We start from the raw sequence: 21,811 nt of genomic DNA, 5'->3' as shown, positions 1-21,811 counted from the left end.
CGCTTCAGGAATCAGCGTGCCGGCGGGACCGCCGCCGATGCCGCCCGCCGTTTGACATGGGGACATTAAGTTTGACCCTCAAACTATGTCAACCTGGCCCTCGCCACTCCTGATCCCCATCTCCCGCAGGACGTGCGATTCCCTGGTCGGCCGGCGGCCACGTGCAGCCCAGGACGCCCGGACATGGTGAAACTTTCAGATTCACCATGCGCCAGTCCACCTCGCAGCCACTCTGCCTGGAAGTGGGGACGGCCGGCGGGCCGCCCGCCCCCACGCACTACACCGGCCGTTACAGCGGCGGCCCCAGTACGTCTAGATCCGACTTGGCCCAACAATCAGGGTGAACACGGAGATCCACCGGACTCGACTTGCGGCGATCGACCTCACACTGCAGATACTGCTTGACCTTGTGATCCTTGTACCAGGTTCCGTTCTTCTTGTATGTCAGCACCAGAGACGCCGCAGCGAAGTGCGTGAAACGAGGAAGCGTGCAGAACGAGAGCGCATTCTGCAGGCATTTGGCGTAGAGAAAGGGTTCCACATCGTGAATCTTGTCCAGAGCCGGATCGGTCACCTTTGCCAGCTTGAATTTCTGACATTTTTCGCCAACTCGGCCCTTTATGGCGACACTGCCCTCACCGCCGATCTCCTTCGGGCCGATGCTGAGACCGATCCCGACTTCAGTGTCCACCGCACTGTTCTCGAAGCACGAACTGGCCTCGATGTTGAACTTCACGTGACCGCGGAGGTATTTACCGTATGCGCTGACCCTCATTTTCGCATCCGTCGTAAAAAGGCGTAGATAATTGGCGAAATAGTCCACCCGCCAGTATTTGTCCCAATCCAGGTCATCCCACCTTTCAACCTTCGTGGCGTGCACCGAAGAAACTTCCGAGTGGACCCACCAGGTCTTTCCCAATGCATTCAGTTTATCGAAGCCCACTTTAACCTGAGAAAGGTTGTTGGCACTGCACGCTCGGGCCGTCCCCATCTCCGCCTGCGTAGAGAACGCGACTCTGGTCCCGCACCCCCTGGGCCCCGGGTCGTGCACATCCGTCTCGTCCTGATACGCAGGATTGGCGACCTGGATATGGGTCATGTAGCCGCAGCGGTCGAACACATGGATGGATATCGTCGACTCGCCCGGCTCGACAACACTCTGATCAGATCGGGCATGAGCCGCGGCCGCGCCACTCTCATCACCTGACAGCCCACCATGCAGTTTCCAGGACCGCTTCACTTCGGCGACCACCCGGACCGTTCCGTCGGCTGCGGCCTCGACCACCGGGGCCGGCAAGTCCGCGGTGACGTCGGTACGAGACTCACCGACCTGTGCCATGCCCTCGCGCCTGTTCACCAGCGATGCGTTCAGGAGCGACAGTTTCGCCGTACTCGGCGCATCCGGTGTCACGCCAGGGACGTCCCAGACCGTGGCCGATTCACCGTCCAGCACGGCGTCCTGGGCCTGGTAGTACTGCAGGACCCGGTCGACGTACGCTTGGGCGCCGGACTCCGTCGCCGCGCCGGTCCTCGCAGCCGAAGGCGGCACACCGTCCAGGAACGGGACGCAGGCCGGATCCGCCGCCGGCGCCGGCGGCACCTTCTTCGGCGTCACCGTGGCCGATTCCCATTCGCCGATGCCGAATGCGGTCCTGGCTCTCACCTTGACGGTGTGTTGTTCATCGTTCGTGAGGCCGCTGATCGTCGCGTACGGTTCTGTCGTTTCGAGAGTCTTGACGATGTCACCACCGCTGCCGGCGACTTCGACGTCGTACCCGTCCAGCAGTGCCACGCCACCGTTGTCCTCCGGTATTCCCCAGCTGGCGATCGCACCGGCATCTCCGGCCCGGGTGACCAGATTGAGCACCTTGCCGGGCGGCCCGGCCGGCAGATAGGTGACATCCAGCGACGGTTGTTCGGCCGCCGTCGGGTCACCGAATGTGATCACATCATCGACATTGCCGGTGAGTAGAAGCCACTGGTATTCGCTGCCCGCGATGTCGGCCTGCGGGCCGGTCAACGGCAACGAGTACGGCGTCGCGCTCGGGTCGGCATTGCCGGCGAGCTCTGACCCCTTCGACTCGGCGGTGACCGGGTCCTTCAGCGGGGTGGCTGTGATCACGGCACCGGCCGGGCAGGCCCCTGCCGGGCAGACGGGGGTGCCCAGCCTGAGAATCGCTTCCGAAACGCCCGCGCCGTTGGGGAGCTCATCCGTCCTGAACCCGATGACCGATGCGGTCTTCTCGGCCTGAGTACCGCCGATCCGCACGATGTTCGTATCGGCCACCGCGCATGGACCGCCGTCGCATGCGGTCGGATCGACCTGGGCGGTCTTGATGATGAAGTTGTCTCTGCGCAGGTTCAGTTGCCGCACGTCTTCCTGGGGCTCAGACGATGTGCCGGGCGTGGTGAAAAGTACCGGTGCGGTCTTGGATGTGCACACCTCATCGGCGGCCACCTGCCCTTCCGCACACCCGATCATCTGCCAGGTGTACGCCGCGCCTAACCGAACGATGTTCGCCGGCAGCTGGAAGGAGGCGCGATCGCCGCCACCGACTGTGCGCTCACCGAGCGGAACGGCGCCGACGGGGGCGCCGGTGCTGTCGTAGAGGTAGAACTTGGCCGTGACGGGCCCGCCGGAGGGGCGGTTGACCATGCCGGACAGGATGGGCTGGGTCGGGTCCGCCATTCCCGTCTCGGTGTCGGTGGGCAGGTAGGGAGCGTCCGTCGTGATGCGGTAGTAGGGGCTCTCGCTGCACGTGAGGGGGGTGGCCCCGTGGATGCAGGCCCGGATGGAGATCTTGAAGCTGTCGACGTTGCCGACGTCGTAGGTGATGGATGTGGGCTGTCCGGAGGGCAGGTCGGCGTTGGTGGGCGGGGTGAGGTTGAGCATCCACTGGATCTCGGTGGGGCTCAACGCCCGGTTGTAGGCGCGGATCTCGTCGTAGCCGGCCTTGACCCATGGGTAGGCATAGCCGCCCTGATTGCCGTAGCCGAGCGAGAAGATCCCGCCGCTCCGCCAGGGGGTGACGGTGTGATCGCCCTCGGCGGCCTGGACGCCGTTGACGTACAGGCGGAGCTTCTTGGTCCCGGCGTCGTACACGCCAGTCAGGTGGGTCCAGACGCCGATCTGCGCCGCCGACGACGATTTGATCGTCGTCGCGCCGGCTGTGGCCGTGTCGGTGTGCCGCATGAGCATGGTCCACTTGCGGCTGGTGGCGTCGTATCCCACCACGAAGGCGCTGGTGTTGGCGCCGTCCTGGCTCATCAGTGCGGCCGATTCGTTCCCGGAGTCCAGCCGGACCCAGCCGGCCACCGAGAAGCTCTTGTCGGTGCGCAGGACCGGCCGCTGCGTGTTGGCGAACGAGGGCACGCCGACGGCCCCGTTGAGGGACAGGGCCTTGCCGTCCTTGCCGTCGATGATCGAGTACCGGCCGCTGACGAAGCCCAGCGGGTTGCCGTTGCCGCTGGAGTCCTCACCTTCGGTCCCCTCGGTGAAGCTCCATTTGCCGGACTCGCCGCCACCGGTGGTCCAGGTAGGGAGCGGAGCGGTCGAGTCCACGACGCTCGCGTAGTAGTCGATGTTCCGGCCGTCGACCGAAGTGGCGCTGTAACCGACCTTGGCCGAACTCTTCCGGATGATCGCGTGGTCCCCGTCCATGGAGTCGACCGACTCGGCGGTGACCGTGGGAATGCCGGGGGGAAGTATGTACTGGGTGATCAGCTTGGGCGGGGTCGCGCCGGTGCCGGTCATCTCGGCTGAATGGAATGATGCGGAGTACTGCTCGGTGCGCCCGACACTCTCGGAAGGTCCGCTGAGCTCGACCCCGTAGTTGGGTTGGCCGCCGGTCCAGGCCTTGACCCAGCCGGTGATGGGCCAGGTCATCACGCCGGGCGTCAGAACTCCCGTCGTCGGGCAGGGGGTGCTGACGAAGTCGGTACCGCCCGCCGGCTTGTTGGACCAGGTCATCTGGCCCGCTGTCCAACCGGCACTGAGCCGGGTGGCGTAGATCTTGCCGGTGCCGCGCAGGTGGCAGCCGGGCGATTCGGTGCGCCACAGCTGCATGGTGGAGGAGACGATGGGCTTGCCGGCCAGGCTGCCGACGTCGAACTTGAGGTAGGAACGCCAGTAGTTCATCGCGTCCACACCCCGGCAGGTGTAGTAGGCGGCGCCGATCTTCAGCAGCGTGGCACCCGGCTGGTCGTAGGTGTTGCAGTCCGCGCCGTTCGACAGCAGGGTGTCGGTCTTGACGGTCAGGGTGGAGGTGGGATCCACGACCACCGGGAAGGTCGTGGCCGGGTCGGCCAGCCAGCCGGCGTCCGGTTTGAGGACCAGAGTCCGTCTGCCGTTGCGCTCGACCACGGACGTCGCGATCGGCGCGCTCCGCGGTACGGCCACGTCCGTGCTCTGCCCCGCTGCTTTCTCGCCGGCGACACCGGTGCTGTCCCACATCACCGGAGGCGGCGCCTGGGCGACCACCTTGTCCTTGCCGTCGAGGAGTTCGAGACCGCCCTGCTTCGATTTGCCGAGGGTCAGGTCGGGTGACTCCACCGGGATGCGGATCTCCAGTGGTCCGGTGGGCCGCTGGCGCAGCACGACGTCATGCCGGAAACCGGCCGGCAACGCCGTGACCACCAGGTCGGCGCCGGGGCCGGCCGCTCCCGGGTAGGTGGCGACGTTGCCCGCCACGACAGGGCGGGGCAGTTTCCCCTCCCACGACAGGCGCAGGCTCTGACCCGCGTCCCGTTTCATCACGGCGAACGGGACGCCGTCTCCGCCGAGGGAGAATGCCAGGTCCGCCTTGGCGACCTTGGGTTTGAGGACGCCGTCCTTCTCGGCCAGCGTGGTGTCGATCCACGCCCACGAGCCGTCCTGCCGCTTGACCTGCGCGGGTCCGGAGTACGACTCCGTCGTCAGACGGCCGTCTGGATAGGCCCAGGTCCGCGAGGCCTCGGTGAACGCGCTGACGACCTCGACCGGTCTGCCCTGCTTCTTGGCCTCCACGACGGCCGCGCGCAGCGGCGCGTCGGGATCCTCCGGACGGGGGAACGGCGTCTGAACCGGCTCCGAGGAGGCCGGCGCGGGGGTGGGCTCCGCCCGTGCCGGCAGTGCCCCGCCTGGAACCAGCAGTGCGACGGCGACGGCCGACACGGTCACCACCGTGGGCACGATGCGTTTGTTCGCTCCGCGCCGGGCGGGCGGCGCGAAAGGGCGGTTCGGTAAGGGAAACCCCACCGGTGCCTCCATTGAGAAAGGGACATTGGCGACCAGGCGTGACATGGGAAAACCCGGCCAGGAATGATCACGGCTAGCATCGCGGAGAGCGCTGTTGATCTTGTCTTACGGATTGTCCTAACCTGGTCGCCTGGTCGCGTTTGTGCCTTCACGGAGACGGGTGGCGTATGCAGAGGAATGAAACAGCCGGCGAGCGCTGGTCCGCCGCTCTTCTCTCCATTCCTCGATGACCGTGAGAAAGGCCAGGGCACGGTTCCGCATCCTCGGTCCGGTGGGGGTCTGGCGCGATGAACAGGCGTTGAGCGTCGTGGGCCCTAAGCAGCGGACGCTTCTCGCGCTTCTCGTCCTCCAGGCCGGCCGGACGGTCTCCCACGATCGGCTGCTCGCGGCCCTGTGGCCGGGAAAGGCTCCGGCGACGAGCCGGCGGCTGCTGCACAACTATCTGTGGGCGATCCGGCGCCTGCTCGACGACGGGAACGCGCTGGTGGGCACCCCCACCGGATACTCTCTTCGGCTCGGTCCCGGCGACTCCGATCTCGACGTCTTCCTCACCGAGACCGCCGCGGGGAGATCGGCGCTCGCCGCGGGTGACGCCGCGACGGCCTCCGAGCGGCTGGGCACGGCACTGGCGCTGTGGCGCGGTGCGGCGCTCGACGGCACCCAGCCGGAGTTCCAGGCCACCGAGGGGGCGGCCCTCGAAGAATCACGCATCGCCACCCTGCTGAACCGCATCGACGCGGATCTCATTCTCGGCCGCCACGCGGAACTGGTCGGAGAACTTCGCATGTGGGCGGCCCAGCACCCATTGAACGAGGGTTTCCAGGGGCGGCTGATGCGCGCCTTGAACCGGGTCGGCCGCACGGCGGAGGCGCTGGAAATATTCAGGATCACCCGGACCCATTTCCGCGAGGAACTCGGCCTGGACCCCGGAGAGGAACTGGTCCGGCTCCACCAATCGATGCTCAGCGGAGATTCCGGCATCGACGAGATCCCGGCCGAATCGACGCCGCCTGTCTCCCTTTCCCCCTCGTCTCAGGCGACGGCCGTGCCAAGACAGTTACCGGCCGACGTCACGCGATTCGTCGGCCGTCGGGATGGCCTGCGGGAACTGGATCTGTTGCTGGCCGCACCCCTGGACGGCCCGCCGGCCGTGGCGATCATCGCCATCACCGGTCCTCCCGGCGTCGGCAAGACGGCGCTCGCCACCCGGTGGGGGCATCGGATGGCGGACCGTTTTCCGGACGGACAACTGTATGTGAATCTCCACGGTCACGGACCGGGACAGCCGGTCACCACGGCACAGGCGCTGGACCGCCTCCTGAGATCGCTCGGCGTGGCATCGGATCAGATACCCCAGGAGCCGGACGCACGAGAATCCATGTACCGGTCACTCTTGGCGGACAAGCGGGTTCTCGTCCTGCTCGACAACGCCGCCGGCGCGGACCAGTTACGCCCGTTACTCCCCGGCTCGGCGCTGTGCAAGGTGGTCATCACCAGCCGCGACTCCCTGCGCGCGCTATCGGTCACACATGACGTCCACACGGTGACGCTCGGCATGCTCTCTCCCCGGGAGGCGACGGCATTGCTCGTGGCGATCCTGGGTGAGGCGCGACTCCGTGACGAGGTCCCTGATGTGTTCGAACTCATCGGCCTCTGCGGCCACCTTCCGCTCGCGCTGCGCCTGGCCGCCGCCCATCTCGGCAGCGTGCCGACGCTGCCCATCTCGGCTTTCGTGGCCAGGCTTCGCCAGGAGAACCGGCTGACGATGCTGGAGATCAGTGAAGATCCGCATATCGGGGTGCGGGCCGCCTTCGCGACCTCCTACAAGAGCCTTCCCGCGCCCACTCAGCGAACGTTCCGGCTGCTGGGACTGCATCCCGGCCCGGACATCGGAATCGAGGAGGCCGCCGCCCTGACCGGCGCGCCCGCCGAAGAGGTCCGCGCGCTCCTCGACACGCTCATCGGTGCCCACCTCGTCCAGCGGACCGCCGGCGGGCGCTTCGTCATGCACGACCTGATAAATCTGTTCGCCGGCGACTGCGCGGAATCGGATGAGACCGCCGAGTCGCGCCGGGACGCGCTGACCCGGCTGTTCGACTGGTACCTGCATACGGCCAGAGCGGCGATGGAACAGGTATACCCGGATCACAGCGGAATCGCCTACGTCTCCGCGCCCCCACCTGGCATCCCGGTCTTTCACGACTACGACTCCGCTACGGCCTGGCTCGACGTCGAGTACCCGGCGCTCATCGCCGCCGTCGACCACGCGGCCGGCCATGGATGGCCCGATCACGCCTGGCAGCTCGCCTACACGCTGGACTACTTCTTCTACCTACGCGACCGCATCGACGACTGGCAGACGGTCCTGCAGACCGCCCTTTCCGCCGTGCGCCGGACCGGTGATCGGCATGGCGAAGGACGGCTGCTGAACGCTCTCGGCGCGGCGAACCTGCTCGCGGGGAATATCGACGACTGCCTCGACCATCACCGGCAGGCCCTGGGCCTCAGCCGGATCATCGGAGATCGGCGACAGGAAGCCTACTCTCTGGGTCGCCTCGGATACGCCCTCCTGTGGACCGGAGGTTTCGGCGAAGCGATACACAACTGCACGGAGGCCGGCAAGCTGTTCCGTGCGTTCGACGACGACCACGGTGAGATGACGGTGACCTTCACCCTGGGAATCGCTCATCTCAGGATGGGACACCCGTTGGACGCGCTTCGCTGCGTGCGGAGCTGCCTGGACTTCGAACGCCGGACGGGAAAACGCAATGACGAGGCCTACACGCTCACAGTCCTTGGGGAGGTGTACGAAGCTCTGGATGATGCGGTCGCCGCCGACGACGCCTACCAGCAGTCCGTCCGGCTGAACGCCGAGCTGGGGAACCCTCGTTTCATGGCCAACGCCACGAACGGCATCGGAAGGATTCGAAGGCGAGAAGAGCGGTACGACGAGGCGCTGGACCATCACCGTTCCGCCCTTGACCAGATAAGAGAGACCGGGGACCAGCACGCCGAGTGCGAGATCACGATGGACCTCGCCACGACCTTGTTGGAAAGCGGAGACGCACGAACGGCGCTGAAACACCAGTCTGCCGCTCTGGATGTGGCTCGCACCGTGCGGGACCCGTATCTGCAGGGCAAATCGCACGACATTCTTGCGCGCGTGCTGTGCGCGCTCGGCAGGGGCGATGAGGCCTCGACCCACTGGCAGGCCGCCCTGAAATTCCTCTCCCCCATGGGCGTCCCGGAAGCCGCGGCGATCGCGAAGCGGATACGCGAAGCCGAGTGAGGCACGCGGACGGCGCTCACTTCCCGAGCCGCAGCAAAGGACAAGTGCGCGTTCCAGGCCGATAGGCGCTACGGCATGGATTCCGTCTGCTGCCCCCTCCCCCTGATCCGCGCCGGCGGTGTCGTTGCCGGCCCGTCCACAAGGACTCGATCCGTCCTGCGCTCTGGGCCGGCTCCCCGAATCGGGCGGTCATCAACCGTCATGGTCCCGGGAGCGACCGCCGAGGACGCACCGGGCCCTGGTGGTCCACCGGTAGACCCGTTCCGGGTCGAGGAGCCGTTCCTGCACGATCAAAGCGACATCGCCGACGGTGACCTCGGCCGGCGCGGGATCGATCGCGTCCAGGGCGCCGGCGTACGGGGCGGCCGGTCCGGCGGTGTTGACGTAGGCGATGCTGACATGCGGCCAAAATCCTCTGGCCTGCTCGGCGGCGTCCGGAGCTTCGCCGAGGACGTGGGCGATACCGTCGCGAATCGCCGATCTCACCTCGTGCAGAGGGTCGGCCGGTTCGGGCAGGAGCACTATCGACTCGTGAAAGAGGATCGCCCGTTGGAAGGCTACCCGCACCGGTGCGATATCCCGCAGCCGGTCGCCCACCGCGTCGGTGATCGCATCGACCTGGCCCGAAGAGATCTCGTCGACCCAGCCGACCGCCTGGACGGTGAGGTGCAGCCATCGAAGTGGAACCGGGTCCAGGCCGCCCACGTCCACTACCTGTCGCTGATAGCGGGCGACATGCCGATGAAGCCCGGGCGCGTTCTCGAAAGTGAGATGCCAGGTGTAGACCAGTCGGCCGGGACGCCAGCCGATTCTCGGCCACCAGTGGTCGCGTACCTCCGGTGCGTGCTCCAGGCGCATGACCAGCGGGCCTCATCTCGACACGAGGGCGTTCGATGCCTTAGCGAGGGTGTACCCGGCGGCAAGTGCCACGACCACCCGCGGGTGCGGGTCTTCCTGAACGGGCCACCGCAGAAACAGGATCGCGTGAAGGGCGGCTCATCCGGCGCTTCGCTGGACGTGCCCCGCGCACCGGGGCACCATGAAACACCATGCAAACGATCATGGACAGCCATCCGGCTGACCAGGCCGGCATGATCGGATCGGCGCTCCGGACTTGACACGATCCGCGCGCCAGGTGATCGTCGGGGCCCGGCCGCCACCCGGCCGCTCGCGCCCCCCCTTCACGGCAGGGAGACCCATGTCCGTACGGAAAGCCCTCCTCGCCCTGTCGGCGGCACTCGCCCTCGCCGTGACGCCGTCCGGGGGGACCGGCGCCGCCGCAACCCTGGCCGCCCCCGCGGCCGCAGCACCGGGCACCCCCACCGGGGGCAAAGGACTGCGGTGGGAGGCGTGCGCCGGGGTGAGCACGCCGGAGCTGCGATGCGCACGGGTCACCGTCCCCCTCGACCACCGCCGCCCGCGCGGACGCACCATCTCCGTCGTCATCTCCCGGCTGCCCGCCACCGACCCGGCGCGGCGCCGGGGCGTTCTGCTCACCACCGGCGGCGGCCCCGGCGGGCCGGGCGTCCCGCTGCCCGTGAGCCTCGCCCCGGCGCTGGCCGCCGAGGTGCGCGCCCGGTATGACCTGGTCGGATTCGACATGAGATTCGTCGAGCGCAGCACGCCCATCGGCTGCGGGCAGCCCGAGGAGGAGCCCGGCGGGTTCTGGGTACGCCCCGCGACCCCCGGACGCTTCACCGCCGAAGCCGCCGAGGCCCGGCGATACGCCGACGACTGCGTGCGGGCCGCCGGCTGGGCGCTGCCGCACGCCACCACCGCGAACGCCGCCCGCGACATGGACCTCATCCGCGCGGCCCTCGGCGAGGAGAAGATCTCCTACCTGGGCGGCTCGTACGCGGGACTGCTCGGCACCGTCTACGGCAAGCTGTTCCCGCACCGCGTGGACCGGTTCGTCCTGGACAGCCCGGTGAACGCCAACACGATCTGGCGGCCCTACGAGATGGGCCGCACCCCCGCGTTCGAGGAGGGGACGACAGCCCTCGCCGCCTGGGCCGCCGGGCGGCACTCCGAATACGGTCTGGGAGAGACCACCGCACAGGTGCGCGCCACGCTCACCGGCATCCTCGACCGGGCCACCCGGGCGCCCGTCGTCATCGGCGATCACGCCTGGACCGGCGGCGAGCTGGGCGCCCTGCTGGTGGCCGGGATCTACGACGAGCGTGCCTTCGGCGTCGTCGCCGCGGCCTTCGCCGCCGTCGCGGCCGGACGCGAGCCGTCCCTGCCGTTCCCCATCCGCCCGCAGCGGCCCGAGGGCGTGCCCGGCGTACCCGCCGGCCACTACACGGCCACCAACACCGCCTACCGCTGCGCCGACGCCCCCTGGCCGCGCGACCCGCGGGTCTACCTGCGCGACATCGCCACCGAGCGGGACCACCACCCGCTGTTCGGCCCGGGCAACGCCAACATCAACCCCTGCGCGTTCTGGCCGCCGGCCAAGGACGAACCGGTACGGCTCACCGGCTATCGCGCGCCGGCCGCGCTGGTCGTCGCGGCGCTGCGGGACGTGGCGGTGCCACCGTCGGTGAGCAGGGCGGTGGCCGCGCGCATCCCCGGGTCACGCCTGGTCACGATCGACGCCCACACCCACGCCCCGTTCCCCCACTACGGGAACGCCTGCCTCAACGCCACGGTCACCCGCTACCTCACCACCGGCGAGCTACCGGCCACCGACACCGCCTGCTGACCCCGCCGCCCACCCGGCCCACCGCTCATGCGGCCCACGGCGGCCGCGATGTGCCCCCACCGTGACCTCCGACCGCTTGACCTCGCCAAGTGGGTCACCGTGAGAGACGAAGTCTGGCGTGGAGCTCATAAAGATTTACGAGGCTTACGACTTGCCCGGGTGCGCCTGGTCGGCGGCGCAGTTGGCTGGGTGCGACCCCAAGACGGTGCAGCGGTATGTCGCGATCCGCGCGGCGAGTAGCAACCCGCACGCGAGCGCGCCGCGTCTCAAGGTGATCGACGCGTTCCTGGCGAAGATCGAGGAGAAGGTCGACCGGTCGACCACGCCCAGGGTGGGGACCAGCGGCGACTCCCACCGCCTCGCCGAGGCCCTGTCCGGACGCGGAGGATGCCCAGCGGCCCGAACTCGTCGAAGGCCGCGGCGGCTTGGCCTCGGGTCGTTGAAGCAGTCAGTCGACCAGATGCGATGGAACCTCCAGGTGCGAGCCTCGGGTGGTCACTTGACGGCTCCTTGCATCAGCGCCTTGACGAAGTTGCGCTGGAAGATCAAGAAGATCACCAGCGAAGGCAGGATGATCAGCAGGGATCCGGCGCAGAGCAGCACGATGTCGGTGCCGTACTGCCCCTGGAAGGCGCCCAGCCCGCCGGCCACGGTGCGCTTCGTCGGGTCGTCGACAAGGACGAGGGGCAGCAGATACTGGTTCCAGCTGGAGAGGAAGAAGAGCACGGATAGTGCGGACCACGCCGGGGTGGCCAGCGGCAGGTGGATGCGGCGGAACGTCTGCCAGGTGTTGGCGCCGTCGACTTTCGCGGCTTCGGCGAGCGCGGGCTCGGTGCCGAGGAAGTGTGCGCGCATCCAGAAGACGCCGAATGGCGTGAGCAGTCCGATGAGCGGCAGGATGATCGCCAGACGCGTCCCGAGCAATCCCATGCTGCGCAGGTCGTAGTACAACGGTGTGATCAGCGCCTCGAACGGCAGGGTGAGTCCGACGAGGAGAAGACCGTAGATAGCCTTACCGAAGGGCACGTTCAGCTGGGCGAGGGCGTAGCCCGCGGCGGTGGCCATCGCGACCGTGGCCGGTACGACGCCGAGCACGATGAGGGTGCTAGAGCGGAACAGCGCGACGAAGTTCGCCGCGCTCCACGCATCGACGAAGTTGTGCCAGTGCGGGTCGCTGGGCCAACTGAGGCCTTGCGGCGTGCTGCCCGGCGGTGCCAGTGCCGTGGTGAACATGCTCAGCAGCGGTACCACGGCGAACAGCATCAGCGCGAGAAGGATCCAGGTGCGCGTTACTCGATGGGCGAGGCCCGATGTGGTCATTTCTCCCTCCCGAGACGCTGGATCGGCCAGATGACCACCAGCACGACGACGGCCAGGAACACCGCGAGCGCCGAGGCCTGGCCGACGTGCTGCTGCAGGAACGTCAACCGGTAGATCTGCACGCCGGGCACCATCGTCTGGTAGCCGGGACCGCCTTGCGTCGCGACCTGGACCACGTCGAAGCTCGCCAGCGCGGCGATGATCGTGAACGTCGTGCACACGACGAGTTCGCGCCGCAACCCGGGCAGCGTCACGGCGAAGAACTCGCCGACCCGCCCGGCCCCCTCGAGCCGGGCCGCCTCGTACAGCGCCGGGTCGATCTTGCCGATGCCCGCGAGCAGCAGCACCGTGCAGAAGCCGAGCATGACCCAGACCCCGATCACACCGACCGCGGGCAGGGCGAAAGCGAGGTCGCCGAGCCAGGCCCGCGTGTACTGATCGAGGCCGACCGCGCGCAGGACCTGATTGACCAGGCCGTCCGAGGAGTACATCCACGTCCACGCGATACCGGCCGCGACCAGCGGAAGCACCTGCGGGACGAACAGTACGACCCGGGCGGTGGTGCTGAACGCGCCGGGCCTCAGTTCGCGGATGAACGACGCGGCGACCAGACCGAGCCCGACCGGCAGGACCGTGTAGAACACGACGAGGACGAACGCGTGCACCACCGCTTGCAATAGCTCCGGCTGGGTGAAGATCGCTTTCCAGTTGTCCAGTCCGGCAGGCGTCGCCGGGCCGATGCCGTCCCAGTCGTAGAACGAGTACTGCACGGACTGGAGCATCGGGAACAGCACGAAAACGCCGTACATGCCGAACGCCGGCACAACCCAGAGCAGCGCGCTCCAACTCCGCCGCCGGCGTGCCGCAGGAACGCTCGACGAGTCGGTCACAGTCGCAGCCTGCCGCATCGCCTCCAGGGCGGGGACGGACGGCGCCGCCTCACCCCTGGGTCGGCTCGCCGCGATCATCGCCCTAGATCGCGTTCGTAGTCGGACTGCACCTTGGCCGCGAACGCCTCGGGCGTCGTCTTGCCGGCCAGCAGCAGCTGCGTTTGCGGGACGAGGCTGTTGACGTGGATCGAAGCCGTCGCATCAGCCATGAAGCCGACCAGCCCGTTGCTCTTCAGCAACTTCTGGAACGCGTTGACGGTGGCGGCGACCGCCGACCCCTCGGGCGTGGTCGGAGCCGGCGCGTCGGTCGGTCCCGCCGGTACCAGCCCGCCAAGGGTGACCGTCTCCTGCCGCGCCTGCTGGTCCGTCTGCACGAAGTCCAGGAACGCCGCCGCCACGTCCGCGTTCTGTGACTTCGCTGGAATCCCCAGGTTGGCGGCGGCGGTCATCGCGTACGACGGCCCACCGGCGACGTCGGGCGGGAACAGGAAGAAGCCGAACTGACCGGGTGCGGTCTTGTCGAGGTTCGGGGCCTGCCAGTTGCCGCTCGGGAAGAACACGCCGTTGCCCTTGATGAACTCGGCCGGCGCCCGGGTCTGGTCGATGTCGTTCGCGTCGGCCGGCAGGTATCCCGCCCGTCCCCAACGTTGCAATGTCGTGGCGCCCTTGACTGTCGCCGCGTTGTCAATGCTCGCGCCGGGCTTGGTGTAGTTCCAGTCCTGGACGGCTTGCGCGTCACCGGCGTAGGAGATCATCAGATTCTGCAGCGGATAGACGCTGCCGCCGTCCTTGCCGTTGGTCATGATCGGCTGGAGTCCGGCGTCCTTCGCCTTGGCGAGCAGCTGCTCGAACTCGGCGACGGTCGCCGGTGGCCGCGTCATCCCGATCCGCTGCGCGAGCGCCTTGTTGTAGTACACCCCGGTCAGGCCGAACCCGGCACCCGCGGCGTACAACGAGCCGGTCCCCCGCTGTGTGCCGTCCGGGCCGACACGGGTGGAGGCGAACTGCGACTGCGGCCACGCGTTCCACCCATAGGCCTCCACATACGGGTCGAGGCTGAGCAGCAGGTGGTCCTTGGTCAGGTTGCCGAGCTGCGGCACGCGGACGAGGTCGGGCACGTTGTCCCCGGCGAGAGTGCGCGCGATGGTCGTGGTCAAGGTGGCGTAGTCCTGGTTCTCGACCTTGACGGTCACGTTGCCGTGCTTGGCGTGGAACAGCTTGCCGAGTGCGGTGTAGAAGGGGACGTCGACGCCGCTGGTGACGAGCAGCTTCAGGGGGACCGGTTCGCTTCCGATACTGGTGGAGGCCGGCTTGGACGGTACCGGGCCGGCTTCGGAGGTGCCGCCGGGTGCGCAGGCGGCCAGCAGCAGGGCAGCCACCGCGGCGACCCCGGTCGCCCGGAGGTTCCGGCGGTAATGGATCAGCGATCGCACGGGAAGTCCTTAGGGCTCAATGGTGCGGGTTGACTGGAATGCGCGGCGTACCGCATCGCCTGCCTTGCCGGCGGCGTGGTGCGCGTCGGTCATCACGGCGAACATCTCGAAGAAGCCATGGATCTGCCCCGCGTACTCGATCAGCTCGACCGGCACGCCGGCCGCCCGCAGACGCCGGGCATAGTCCTCGGCCTCGCCACGGAGGAAGTCGTGCTCGGCCGTGATGATCGTCGCGGGCGCGACACCGCGCACGGATTCAGCGTGCAGGGGGGATGCATACGACGCCGTGCGGTGTGCCGGGTCGGGAACGTACGTCGCCCAGATGTGCTGGAGCCGACGGTAGGTATTGGGGCCAAAACCCGGCTGGCCCGCGAAGGTCTCGTACCGCCGCCGGAATGCGACCTTGTAGTCGGTGTTCTCGAAGCTGTCGAGTACCGGATAGACGAGGAGCTGGGCGGCCAGTCGAACACCTTCGTCACGTGCTTTGAGCGCGACAGCCGCGGCGAGGTTGCCGCCCGAACTGTCACCACCGACAGCCACGCTGCCGAAGTTGCGGCGTGCCCATGCGACGGCTGTCCAGGTGTCGTCAAGGCCGGCTGGAAACGGATGCTCGGGCGCGAGCCGATAGTCGATGGACAGCACCCCGCACCCGGCCCGGTTCGCGAGTTCCTTTGCGACGCCCTCGGCGGTGTCGAGGTCTCCGTGAATCCAGCCGCCACCGTGTGCCCAGACCAGCACCTCCTGTTCCCGGCCCTTGGGCCGGTAGAGCCGGGCCGGTACGCCGTCCGCGTCGACCGGCTCGACGGAGGCAACCTGCGCAGTCTCACCGGTCACGGCCAGCACCTTCGCACGTGCGTCCGCCCGCACGGCCGCGATGTCGGCGACCCACGGGTCGGGCGATGATCCGGAGTTGTCCAGGAATGCCTGAACCTGCTTGTGCGGCCGCGGCGGAGCGTCTCCCCCGCGGACGGCCGGGATTCCCCGCCGGGAAGATGCAGTCATTCGATCGCGCCTCTCGTCAAAGTTAAGACTGAGTACTCAGTCGGTTTCGCAGAGGTTACCGAGTGCTCAGTCGGTTTGTCTATGCTTGCCTATGACCCACCCCGACCATCGTGAGGAGATCAACCGTGTCCCCTGCCCAGAAGCCCAAAACCTCAGCGAAGGGCCTCGAGACACGGGATCGCATCGTCGACGTCGCCGTACGATTCATCGCACGCAACGGAGCGCGCGGCACGAGCCTCGCCGACATCGCGGCCGAGGCCGGCGTGTCACAGACCGGGCTGCTCTATCACTTCAACAGCAAGGAGGCGCTGCTCAACGCCGTCATGGATCGGCACCTGGCCTTCTCCGAGCAGTGGCTGTGGGGCGAGGGGCCCGACCCCGGCATCAAGATCGTCGACATCATCGCCAAGCACATGGCCAGCTGGCCCAACCAGCACGACAGCAAAGTGGCCAGTCTGCTCGGCATGAACACCGTCGTCCTCGGCGAAAACGTCAGCCCCGACACCGAACTCCACCAACGGCTGGTCGATGGCTATCGAACAACGATCGACCGCGTGACGGCAACCCTGCGGTCCGCACAGGAGCGCGGCGAGATGCGGGAGGACATCGACCCGCAGCTCAAAGCAATGGAGATCATCGCTTTCTGCTACGGCATCGAGGCCGCGTGGCTGGTGGACCCGAATATCCCGGTCGCCGCGGCAGCCGCCCAATGGGCCGCACAGCAGACCAGGCAGTTAGCGACCGGGCCGGCGACGTCCTGACGACACGCCGCCGGGGAATCCGACAATCATCGAATTGTTCACGGGGCCGCGCTGCCGACGAGCGAGGCCCCTCTCTGTTCCCGGTCTGCGGTCAGCGCGGGTGCCACTGATGAACGTGTCACCAGCCCCAACCACGGATGATCACGACTGCTCGGCCCTCGGGTCCGCGTAATGTGCCCCCGATGCCCCCCCTTAAGGATTCGATCTTCCTGAATAAGGGTTCCGCAGCAGGTCAGGCGCGGGAAAGGCGGACGAGTCGGCCTGTAGGCCGGGTTCTGTCCTTCACTGGCGTGAAGGGGCGACCATCCATCTACGGCCGCCGTTGCCGGCGGTCTCCAGCGGTCTACCCGCGCGACTCGGGCGGGCCGCCCTCGAACGCCGCGCGCGGACCCCTCCGGGGAGGGATCCTTCTTGACCTTGCTCCGGGTGGGGTTTACCGAGCCGCCCACGTCACCGTGGGCGCTGGTGGTCTCTTACACCACCGTTTCACCCTTACCACCCCTTACGGGATGGCGGTCTGTTCTCTGTGGCACTGTCCCGCGGGTCACCCCGGGTCGGTGTTACCGACCACCCTGCCCTGTGGAGCCCGGACCTTCCTCGGCGAGGCTCACGAAGAACCCCGACGCGGTCGCCCGGCCGACTCGTCCGCTCAGCTGCCAGTTTAGCCGATCACCGGCCGCCGTCCGGCCGCCCCGTCAGCCAGGACGACCTGGAGTCCTCAGCGGAGGTGGGCGGTGTCGTTGAACGCCCGGACCAGCTCCGGGCCGTCCGGGAAGTAGTCGATCGCGCACAGCGACCCGATGTCCAGGTGCATCCGGTACAGCGACGCGGCCGGGGCGAGCAGCGCGAAGCGCAGGAACAGCTTGATCGGGGTGACGTGCGAGACGGCCAGCACCGTCTTGCCGCGGTGGTCGAGCAGCAGGCGCTCCCGTGCCTGCTCGATCCGCGACGCGGCCTGCTCGAAGCTCTCACCGCCCGGCGGGGCCACCGAGGGGTCGGCCAGCCAGGCGGCCAGCTCGCCGGGCCAGCGGCGCTGGATCTCGGTGAAGGTGTGCCCCTCCCACTCGCCGAACGCCACCTCGCGCAGATCCTCGTCCACCGCGACCTTCAGCCCGGCGCGGCCGGCGACCGCCTCGGCGGTGGCCAGCGCGCGGCGCAGCGGCGAGCTGACGATCACGTCGATCCGGTACGGCGGGCGGGCCAGCCGGGCGGCGGCGGCCTCGGCCTGCGCGACGCCCTTGGGCGTCAGCTCCGGGTCGCCGGTGCCGGAGAACCGGCGCTCCACCGACAGCGGGGTCTCGCCGTGCCGGAGCAGCAGCAGGGTGGTGGCCGTGGTGGCCGGGCCCATCCAGCCGCCGGACCGGTCCTGCGGCGAAGCCGACGGCTCGCGGGCGAGCGCGGGCTCGGGCGCGGCGGCGGCCGGCGGCGGCGAGGGCTCGGGCAGGCCGGCGGGCTGCCACTTCTCGCCGCGGGCGGCGGCGTCCATCGCCGCGTTCGCCAGCCGGTCGGCGTCGCGGTTGCGCTCGCGCGGCACCCACGTCCAGCGCACCCGCAGCCGGCGGGCCAACTCGTCGGCCTGGCGGGCCAGCGGCCGCAGGCCCTCGTTCTTGATCTTCCAGCGGCCGGCCATCTGTTCGATGACCAGCTTGGAGTCCATCCGCACCTCGACGGTGGCGCCGTCGCCGCCGATGGCGAGCGCCGACCGCAGCCCGGCGATGAGCCCCTGGTACTCGGCCACGTTGTTGGTCGTCACGCCGAGCGCGTCGGCCGCCTCGGCCAGCACCTGGCCGTCGGCGTCCTTGACCACGGCGCCGTACCCGGCGGGCCCGGGGTTGCCCCGGGACCCGCCGTCGGCCTCGACCACCAGGCTCATCGGAAGGCTCACAGACCGGACTCGGGGGTGCGCACCAGGATGCGGCGGCACTCCTCGCAGCGCACCACCTCGTCGGGGGCGGCGGCCCGGATGGCGTTCAAGTCGGCGATGGACAGCGAGACCTTACAGCCCTGGCACCGGCCGCCCTGCAGCATGGCGGCGCCGACCCCCTGCTGGGCGCGCAGCTTCTCGTACAGGGCGAGCAGGTCGGGCGGGATGTCACCGGCGACCCCGCCGCGGCGCCCCTTGACGTCGGCCGCCTCGGCGTCGATGGTGCCGAACGCGGCGTCCCGCTTCTCCTCCAGGGTGGCCAGGGCCGAGCCGAGCTCGGCGCGCTCGCCGGCCAGCCGGCTCACCTCGGCGTCCGCCGCCTCGCGGCGCTCCATGATCTCCAGCACCACGTCCTCCAGGTCACCCTGGCGGCGGTGCAGCGACACGATCTCGGACTGGAGGTTGGCCAGATCCTTGGGCGAGGACACCTGGCCGGAGTCCAGCCGCTTCTGGTCGCGCTCGGCGCGCGTGCGCACCGCGTCGACGTCGGACTCGGCCTTGGCCTGGTCACGGGCCAGGTCACCGGCCTCGGTCTGCGCGGAGATCAGCTCGGTGGAGACGCGGGCGAGCCTGGCCGAGCCCTCCTCGATCTCCGCCAGCTCGGGCAGCGTGCGGCGGCGGTGCGCCAGCCGGTCGAGAACGGCGTCGATCTCGGCGAGCTCGAGAAGGCGCTTCTGGGCTTCCGGGGCAGCTTTCACTTTTCCTCGCACTGTGCTGTTGTCGTCCAGGCGTCCGTGACCGTCTCCGAGACACGCGTCTCAACATTAATCCCCCGCGCGGCCAGCCGGGACGTGAGCAGCGCGGCGGCCGGGGCCAGCCACGGCCATTCGGTGGCCCAGTGCGCCGCGTCGATCAGCGCCGGACCGCCGGCGAACGCGCCGGACTCCAGGAACTCGCCCGCGGGGTGGTGGCGCAGGTCGGCGGTGAGGAACACGTCGGCGCCGGCCGCGGCGGCGGTGCCGAGCAGCGAGTCGCCGGCGCCGCCGCTGACCGCCACGGTGCGCACCAGGCGGTCGGCGTCACCGGCGACCCGCAGGCCCCACGCGGTGCGCGGCAGGCCGCGGACGGCCTGGGCGGCGAAGTCGGCCAGCGGCATCGGCTCGGCCAGCTCGCCCAGCCGGCCGAGGCCGCGGCCGGGTGCGTCGGCGGCGGGTCGCAGCGGGCGGAGCGGCCCGGCCAGCCCCACGGCGCGGGCCAGCGCGTCGGAGACGCCGGGGTCGGCCACGTCGGCGTTGGTGTGCGCGGTGTAGAGCCCGACGTCGTGCTTGATCAGCTGGTGTACCAGGGCGCCTTTGGCGGTGTCGGCGGCGACCGAGGTGGTGCCCTTCAGGTAGAGAGGATGGTGGGTGACCAGCAGGTCGGCGCCCCAGGCCACCGCCTCGCCGGCCACCGCCGTCACCGGGTCGACCGCGAAGAGGATCCGGCGGACCGGCTGCCGGGGATCACCGCAGGTCAGACCGACCGCGTCCCACGGCTCGGCCCAAGCCGGGTCATACATCGATTCAAGTTCCGCGATGATCGCGGACAACGGTGGTGGGGACACGTGCGCAGACTATCGCCACGATCTAGGGTAAGTAGGTCCTGACACCCGGAGGGCTGGGGTATGGCGCCATCGGTCGCGATCATCGGTGCGGGCTTCGGCGGCCTGTGCATGGGCATCCGGCTGCGCGCGGCCGGGATCACCTCGTTCACCATCTTCGAGAAGGCCGGCGGCGTCGGCGGCACCTGGCGGGACAACACCTATCCCGGCGCGGCGTGCGACGTGCCGTCGCACCTGTACTCCTACTCCTTCGAGCAGGCGCGCGGCTGGACGCGGCGCTTCCCGCGCCAGCCGGAGATCCTCGCCTACCTGGAGCACTGCGCCGACAAGTACCGCCTGCGCCGGCATCTGCGGCTGAACACCGAGGTCACCGCGGCCGCGTTCGACGAGGAGCGCGGCTGCTGGCGGGTCACCACGGCCGGCGGGCAGCAGGAGTCCTTCGACGTGGTGGTGACCGGTGTCGGCCAGTTGAACCGGCCGCACCTGCCGGAGATCCCCGGCATGCCGGACTTCGCGGGCACCGCGTTCCACTCGGCGCGCTGGGACCACGGGCACGACCTGGCGGGCCGCCGGGTCGCGGTGATCGGCAACGGTTCCTCGGCCGCGCAGCTCATCCCCCGGGTGGCCGCCGCCGCCGGGCACCTGGACGTCTACCAGCGCACGCCGAGCTGGGTGATCCCCAAACCGGACGGGCCGTACGGCCCGGTGCTGCGGCCGGCCTTCCGGTGGCTGCCCGGCCTGCTCGCGGCCGACCGGCAGCGGATCTTCCGGTTCATGGAAGGCCTGATCTATCCGGTGATCGTCGACGGGTGGAGCCGGCCGCTGGTCACCAGGCGGGCCCGCGAGCACCTGCGCCGCCAGGTGCCCGACCCGGCGCTGCGGGCCAGGCTCACCCCCGGCTACCCGATCGGCTGCAAGCGGATCGTCATCGACAGCGACTTCTATCCCGCGCTGACCAGGCCGAACGTCGACCTGGTCACCACGCCGATCGCCCGGGTGGTGCCCGAGGGCATCGAGACGGCGGACGGCACGGTGCGGGCGGCGGACACCATCGTCTACGCAACCGGGTTCCGCACCACCGAGTTCCTGGCGCCGGTGGAGGTCACCGGGCGCGGCGGCCGGCCGCTGGCCGAGGTCTGGAAGGACGGCGCAGAGGCCTATCTCGGCATGGCGGTGCCGAACTTCCCGAACCTGTTCATGCTGTACGGCCCGAACACCAATCTCGGCCACAGCTCGATCGTCCTGATGATCGAGTCCCAGGTGCGGTACATCATGGGCTGCCTGCCGCTGCTGTCGGCCCGCGGCCCGATGGAGGTGCGACCGGAGTCGCTGGACGCCTGGCGGGCCGCGCTGGACCGGGCGATGGCGCGCACGGTGTGGGAGGCGGGCTGCCGGAGCTGGTACAAGAACGCCTCAGGGCGGGTGACCAACAACTGGCCGGGGCCGGTGGCGACCTACCGGCGGATCACCCGGCGGCCGCGCCCGGAGGCGTACACCTACGGCTGACCTGGCCACCGGCACCTGGTTCGCGTCGCCCTGCCCGGGTGTGTCGTGCCTTCCGGGGCGACGCCTCCCGGGATGGGTGTTCCGTCCCGGCCCCGTCCGGTCGGTGCGTCCGGCGCGGGGCCTGCGGTGCGGTGCTCGCGATGCCGGGCTTCCGGTGCGGCGCTTTCCACGGTCGGCTGCGGTGGCGGGGCTCGCGGTGGAGGCCG

General features: G+C 69.2%; 13 protein-coding genes and 1 other RNA gene. 4 read left to right on the top strand and 10 right to left on the bottom strand.

Features of this window, described 5'->3' with window-relative positions:
* Positions 1-289: 289 nt before the first annotated feature.
* Entirely contained in the window at positions 290-5,281 is a 4,992-nt protein-coding gene (locus Sru01_RS06800) for a LamG-like jellyroll fold domain-containing protein (RefSeq protein WP_203983003.1), read from the bottom strand.
* Between the two features lie 181 nt (positions 5,282-5,462).
* On the opposite strand from Sru01_RS06800, the gene Sru01_RS06795 reads away from it, so the two are divergent.
* A complete protein-coding gene (locus Sru01_RS06795) occupies positions 5,463-8,525 on the top strand; it encodes an AfsR/SARP family transcriptional regulator (RefSeq protein WP_203983002.1) in 3,063 nt (1,020 codons plus the stop codon).
* Positions 8,526-8,717: 192 nt separating this feature from the next.
* On the opposite strand, the gene Sru01_RS06790 is transcribed toward Sru01_RS06795, so the two are convergent.
* Positions 8,718-9,383: a 2'-5' RNA ligase family protein gene (locus Sru01_RS06790; protein ID WP_203983001.1), complete on the bottom strand. Its 666-nt coding sequence runs from the start codon at positions 9,381-9,383 to the stop codon at positions 8,718-8,720.
* A gap of 340 nt (positions 9,384-9,723) precedes the next feature.
* Between Sru01_RS06790 and Sru01_RS06785 the strand changes: the two genes are divergently transcribed.
* The gene (locus tag Sru01_RS06785) at positions 9,724-11,229 is read left to right on the top strand and encodes an alpha/beta fold hydrolase (protein WP_203983000.1); all 1,506 of its coding nucleotides are present in this window, start codon (positions 9,724-9,726) and stop codon (positions 11,227-11,229) included.
* Between the two features lie 495 nt (positions 11,230-11,724).
* On the opposite strand, the gene Sru01_RS06780 is transcribed toward Sru01_RS06785, so the two are convergent.
* The 4 genes from Sru01_RS06780 to Sru01_RS06765 form a co-directional block, all read right to left on the bottom strand.
* The gene (locus tag Sru01_RS06780; protein WP_239137032.1) at positions 11,725-12,549 is read right to left on the bottom strand and encodes a carbohydrate ABC transporter permease; all 825 of its coding nucleotides are present in this window, start codon (positions 12,547-12,549) and stop codon (positions 11,725-11,727) included.
* Positions 12,546-13,439, bottom strand: a complete 894-nt coding sequence (locus Sru01_RS06775) for a carbohydrate ABC transporter permease (RefSeq protein ID WP_203982999.1) — start codon at positions 13,437-13,439, stop codon at positions 12,546-12,548. The genes Sru01_RS06780 and Sru01_RS06775 overlap by 4 nt, the downstream gene beginning before the upstream one ends.
* Positions 13,440-13,513: 74 nt before the next feature.
* Positions 13,514-14,872 (bottom strand): ABC transporter substrate-binding protein, encoded by a 1,359-nt coding sequence (locus Sru01_RS06770; RefSeq protein ID WP_203982998.1) that lies wholly within the window; start codon positions 14,870-14,872, stop codon positions 13,514-13,516.
* Between the two features lie 9 nt (positions 14,873-14,881).
* Positions 14,882-15,706, bottom strand: coding sequence for an alpha/beta hydrolase (locus tag Sru01_RS06765; RefSeq protein ID WP_203982997.1), 825 nt, complete (start codon positions 15,704-15,706; stop codon positions 14,882-14,884).
* Positions 15,707-15,999: 293 nt separating this feature from the next.
* On the opposite strand from Sru01_RS06765, the gene Sru01_RS06760 reads away from it, so the two are divergent.
* Positions 16,000-16,635 (top strand): TetR/AcrR family transcriptional regulator, encoded by a 636-nt coding sequence (locus tag Sru01_RS06760; protein ID WP_203982996.1) that lies wholly within the window; start codon positions 16,000-16,002, stop codon positions 16,633-16,635.
* A gap of 248 nt (positions 16,636-16,883) precedes the next feature.
* On the opposite strand, the gene rnpB is transcribed toward Sru01_RS06760, so the two are convergent.
* From rnpB to Sru01_RS06740, 4 genes are all read right to left on the bottom strand, one after another.
* Positions 16,884-17,279: RNase P RNA component class A (rnpB, locus tag Sru01_RS06755), an RNA gene on the bottom strand.
* A 74-nt stretch (positions 17,280-17,353) separates the two neighbouring features.
* Positions 17,354-18,508, bottom strand: coding sequence for a bifunctional RNase H/acid phosphatase (locus Sru01_RS06750; protein ID WP_203983038.1), 1,155 nt, complete (start codon positions 18,506-18,508; stop codon positions 17,354-17,356).
* A gap of 8 nt (positions 18,509-18,516) precedes the next feature.
* Positions 18,517-19,257: a zinc ribbon domain-containing protein gene (locus tag Sru01_RS06745; protein WP_203982995.1), complete on the bottom strand. Its 741-nt coding sequence runs from the start codon at positions 19,255-19,257 to the stop codon at positions 18,517-18,519.
* Positions 19,254-20,102, bottom strand: coding sequence for a Nif3-like dinuclear metal center hexameric protein (locus tag Sru01_RS06740; RefSeq protein ID WP_203982994.1), 849 nt, complete (start codon positions 20,100-20,102; stop codon positions 19,254-19,256). Before Sru01_RS06740 ends, Sru01_RS06745 begins: the two co-directional genes overlap by 4 nt.
* Before the next feature lie 60 nt (positions 20,103-20,162).
* Between Sru01_RS06740 and Sru01_RS06735 the strand changes: the two genes are divergently transcribed.
* A complete protein-coding gene (locus Sru01_RS06735) occupies positions 20,163-21,605 on the top strand; it encodes a flavin-containing monooxygenase (protein WP_203982993.1) in 1,443 nt (480 codons plus the stop codon).
* Positions 21,606-21,811 lie beyond the last annotated feature (206 nt).

This window comes from Sphaerisporangium rufum (genome assembly GCF_016863395.1).
Classification (GTDB): domain Bacteria; phylum Actinomycetota; class Actinomycetes; order Streptosporangiales; family Streptosporangiaceae; genus Sphaerisporangium; species Sphaerisporangium rufum.
This window is presented reverse-complemented; position numbering and strand designations above follow the sequence as displayed.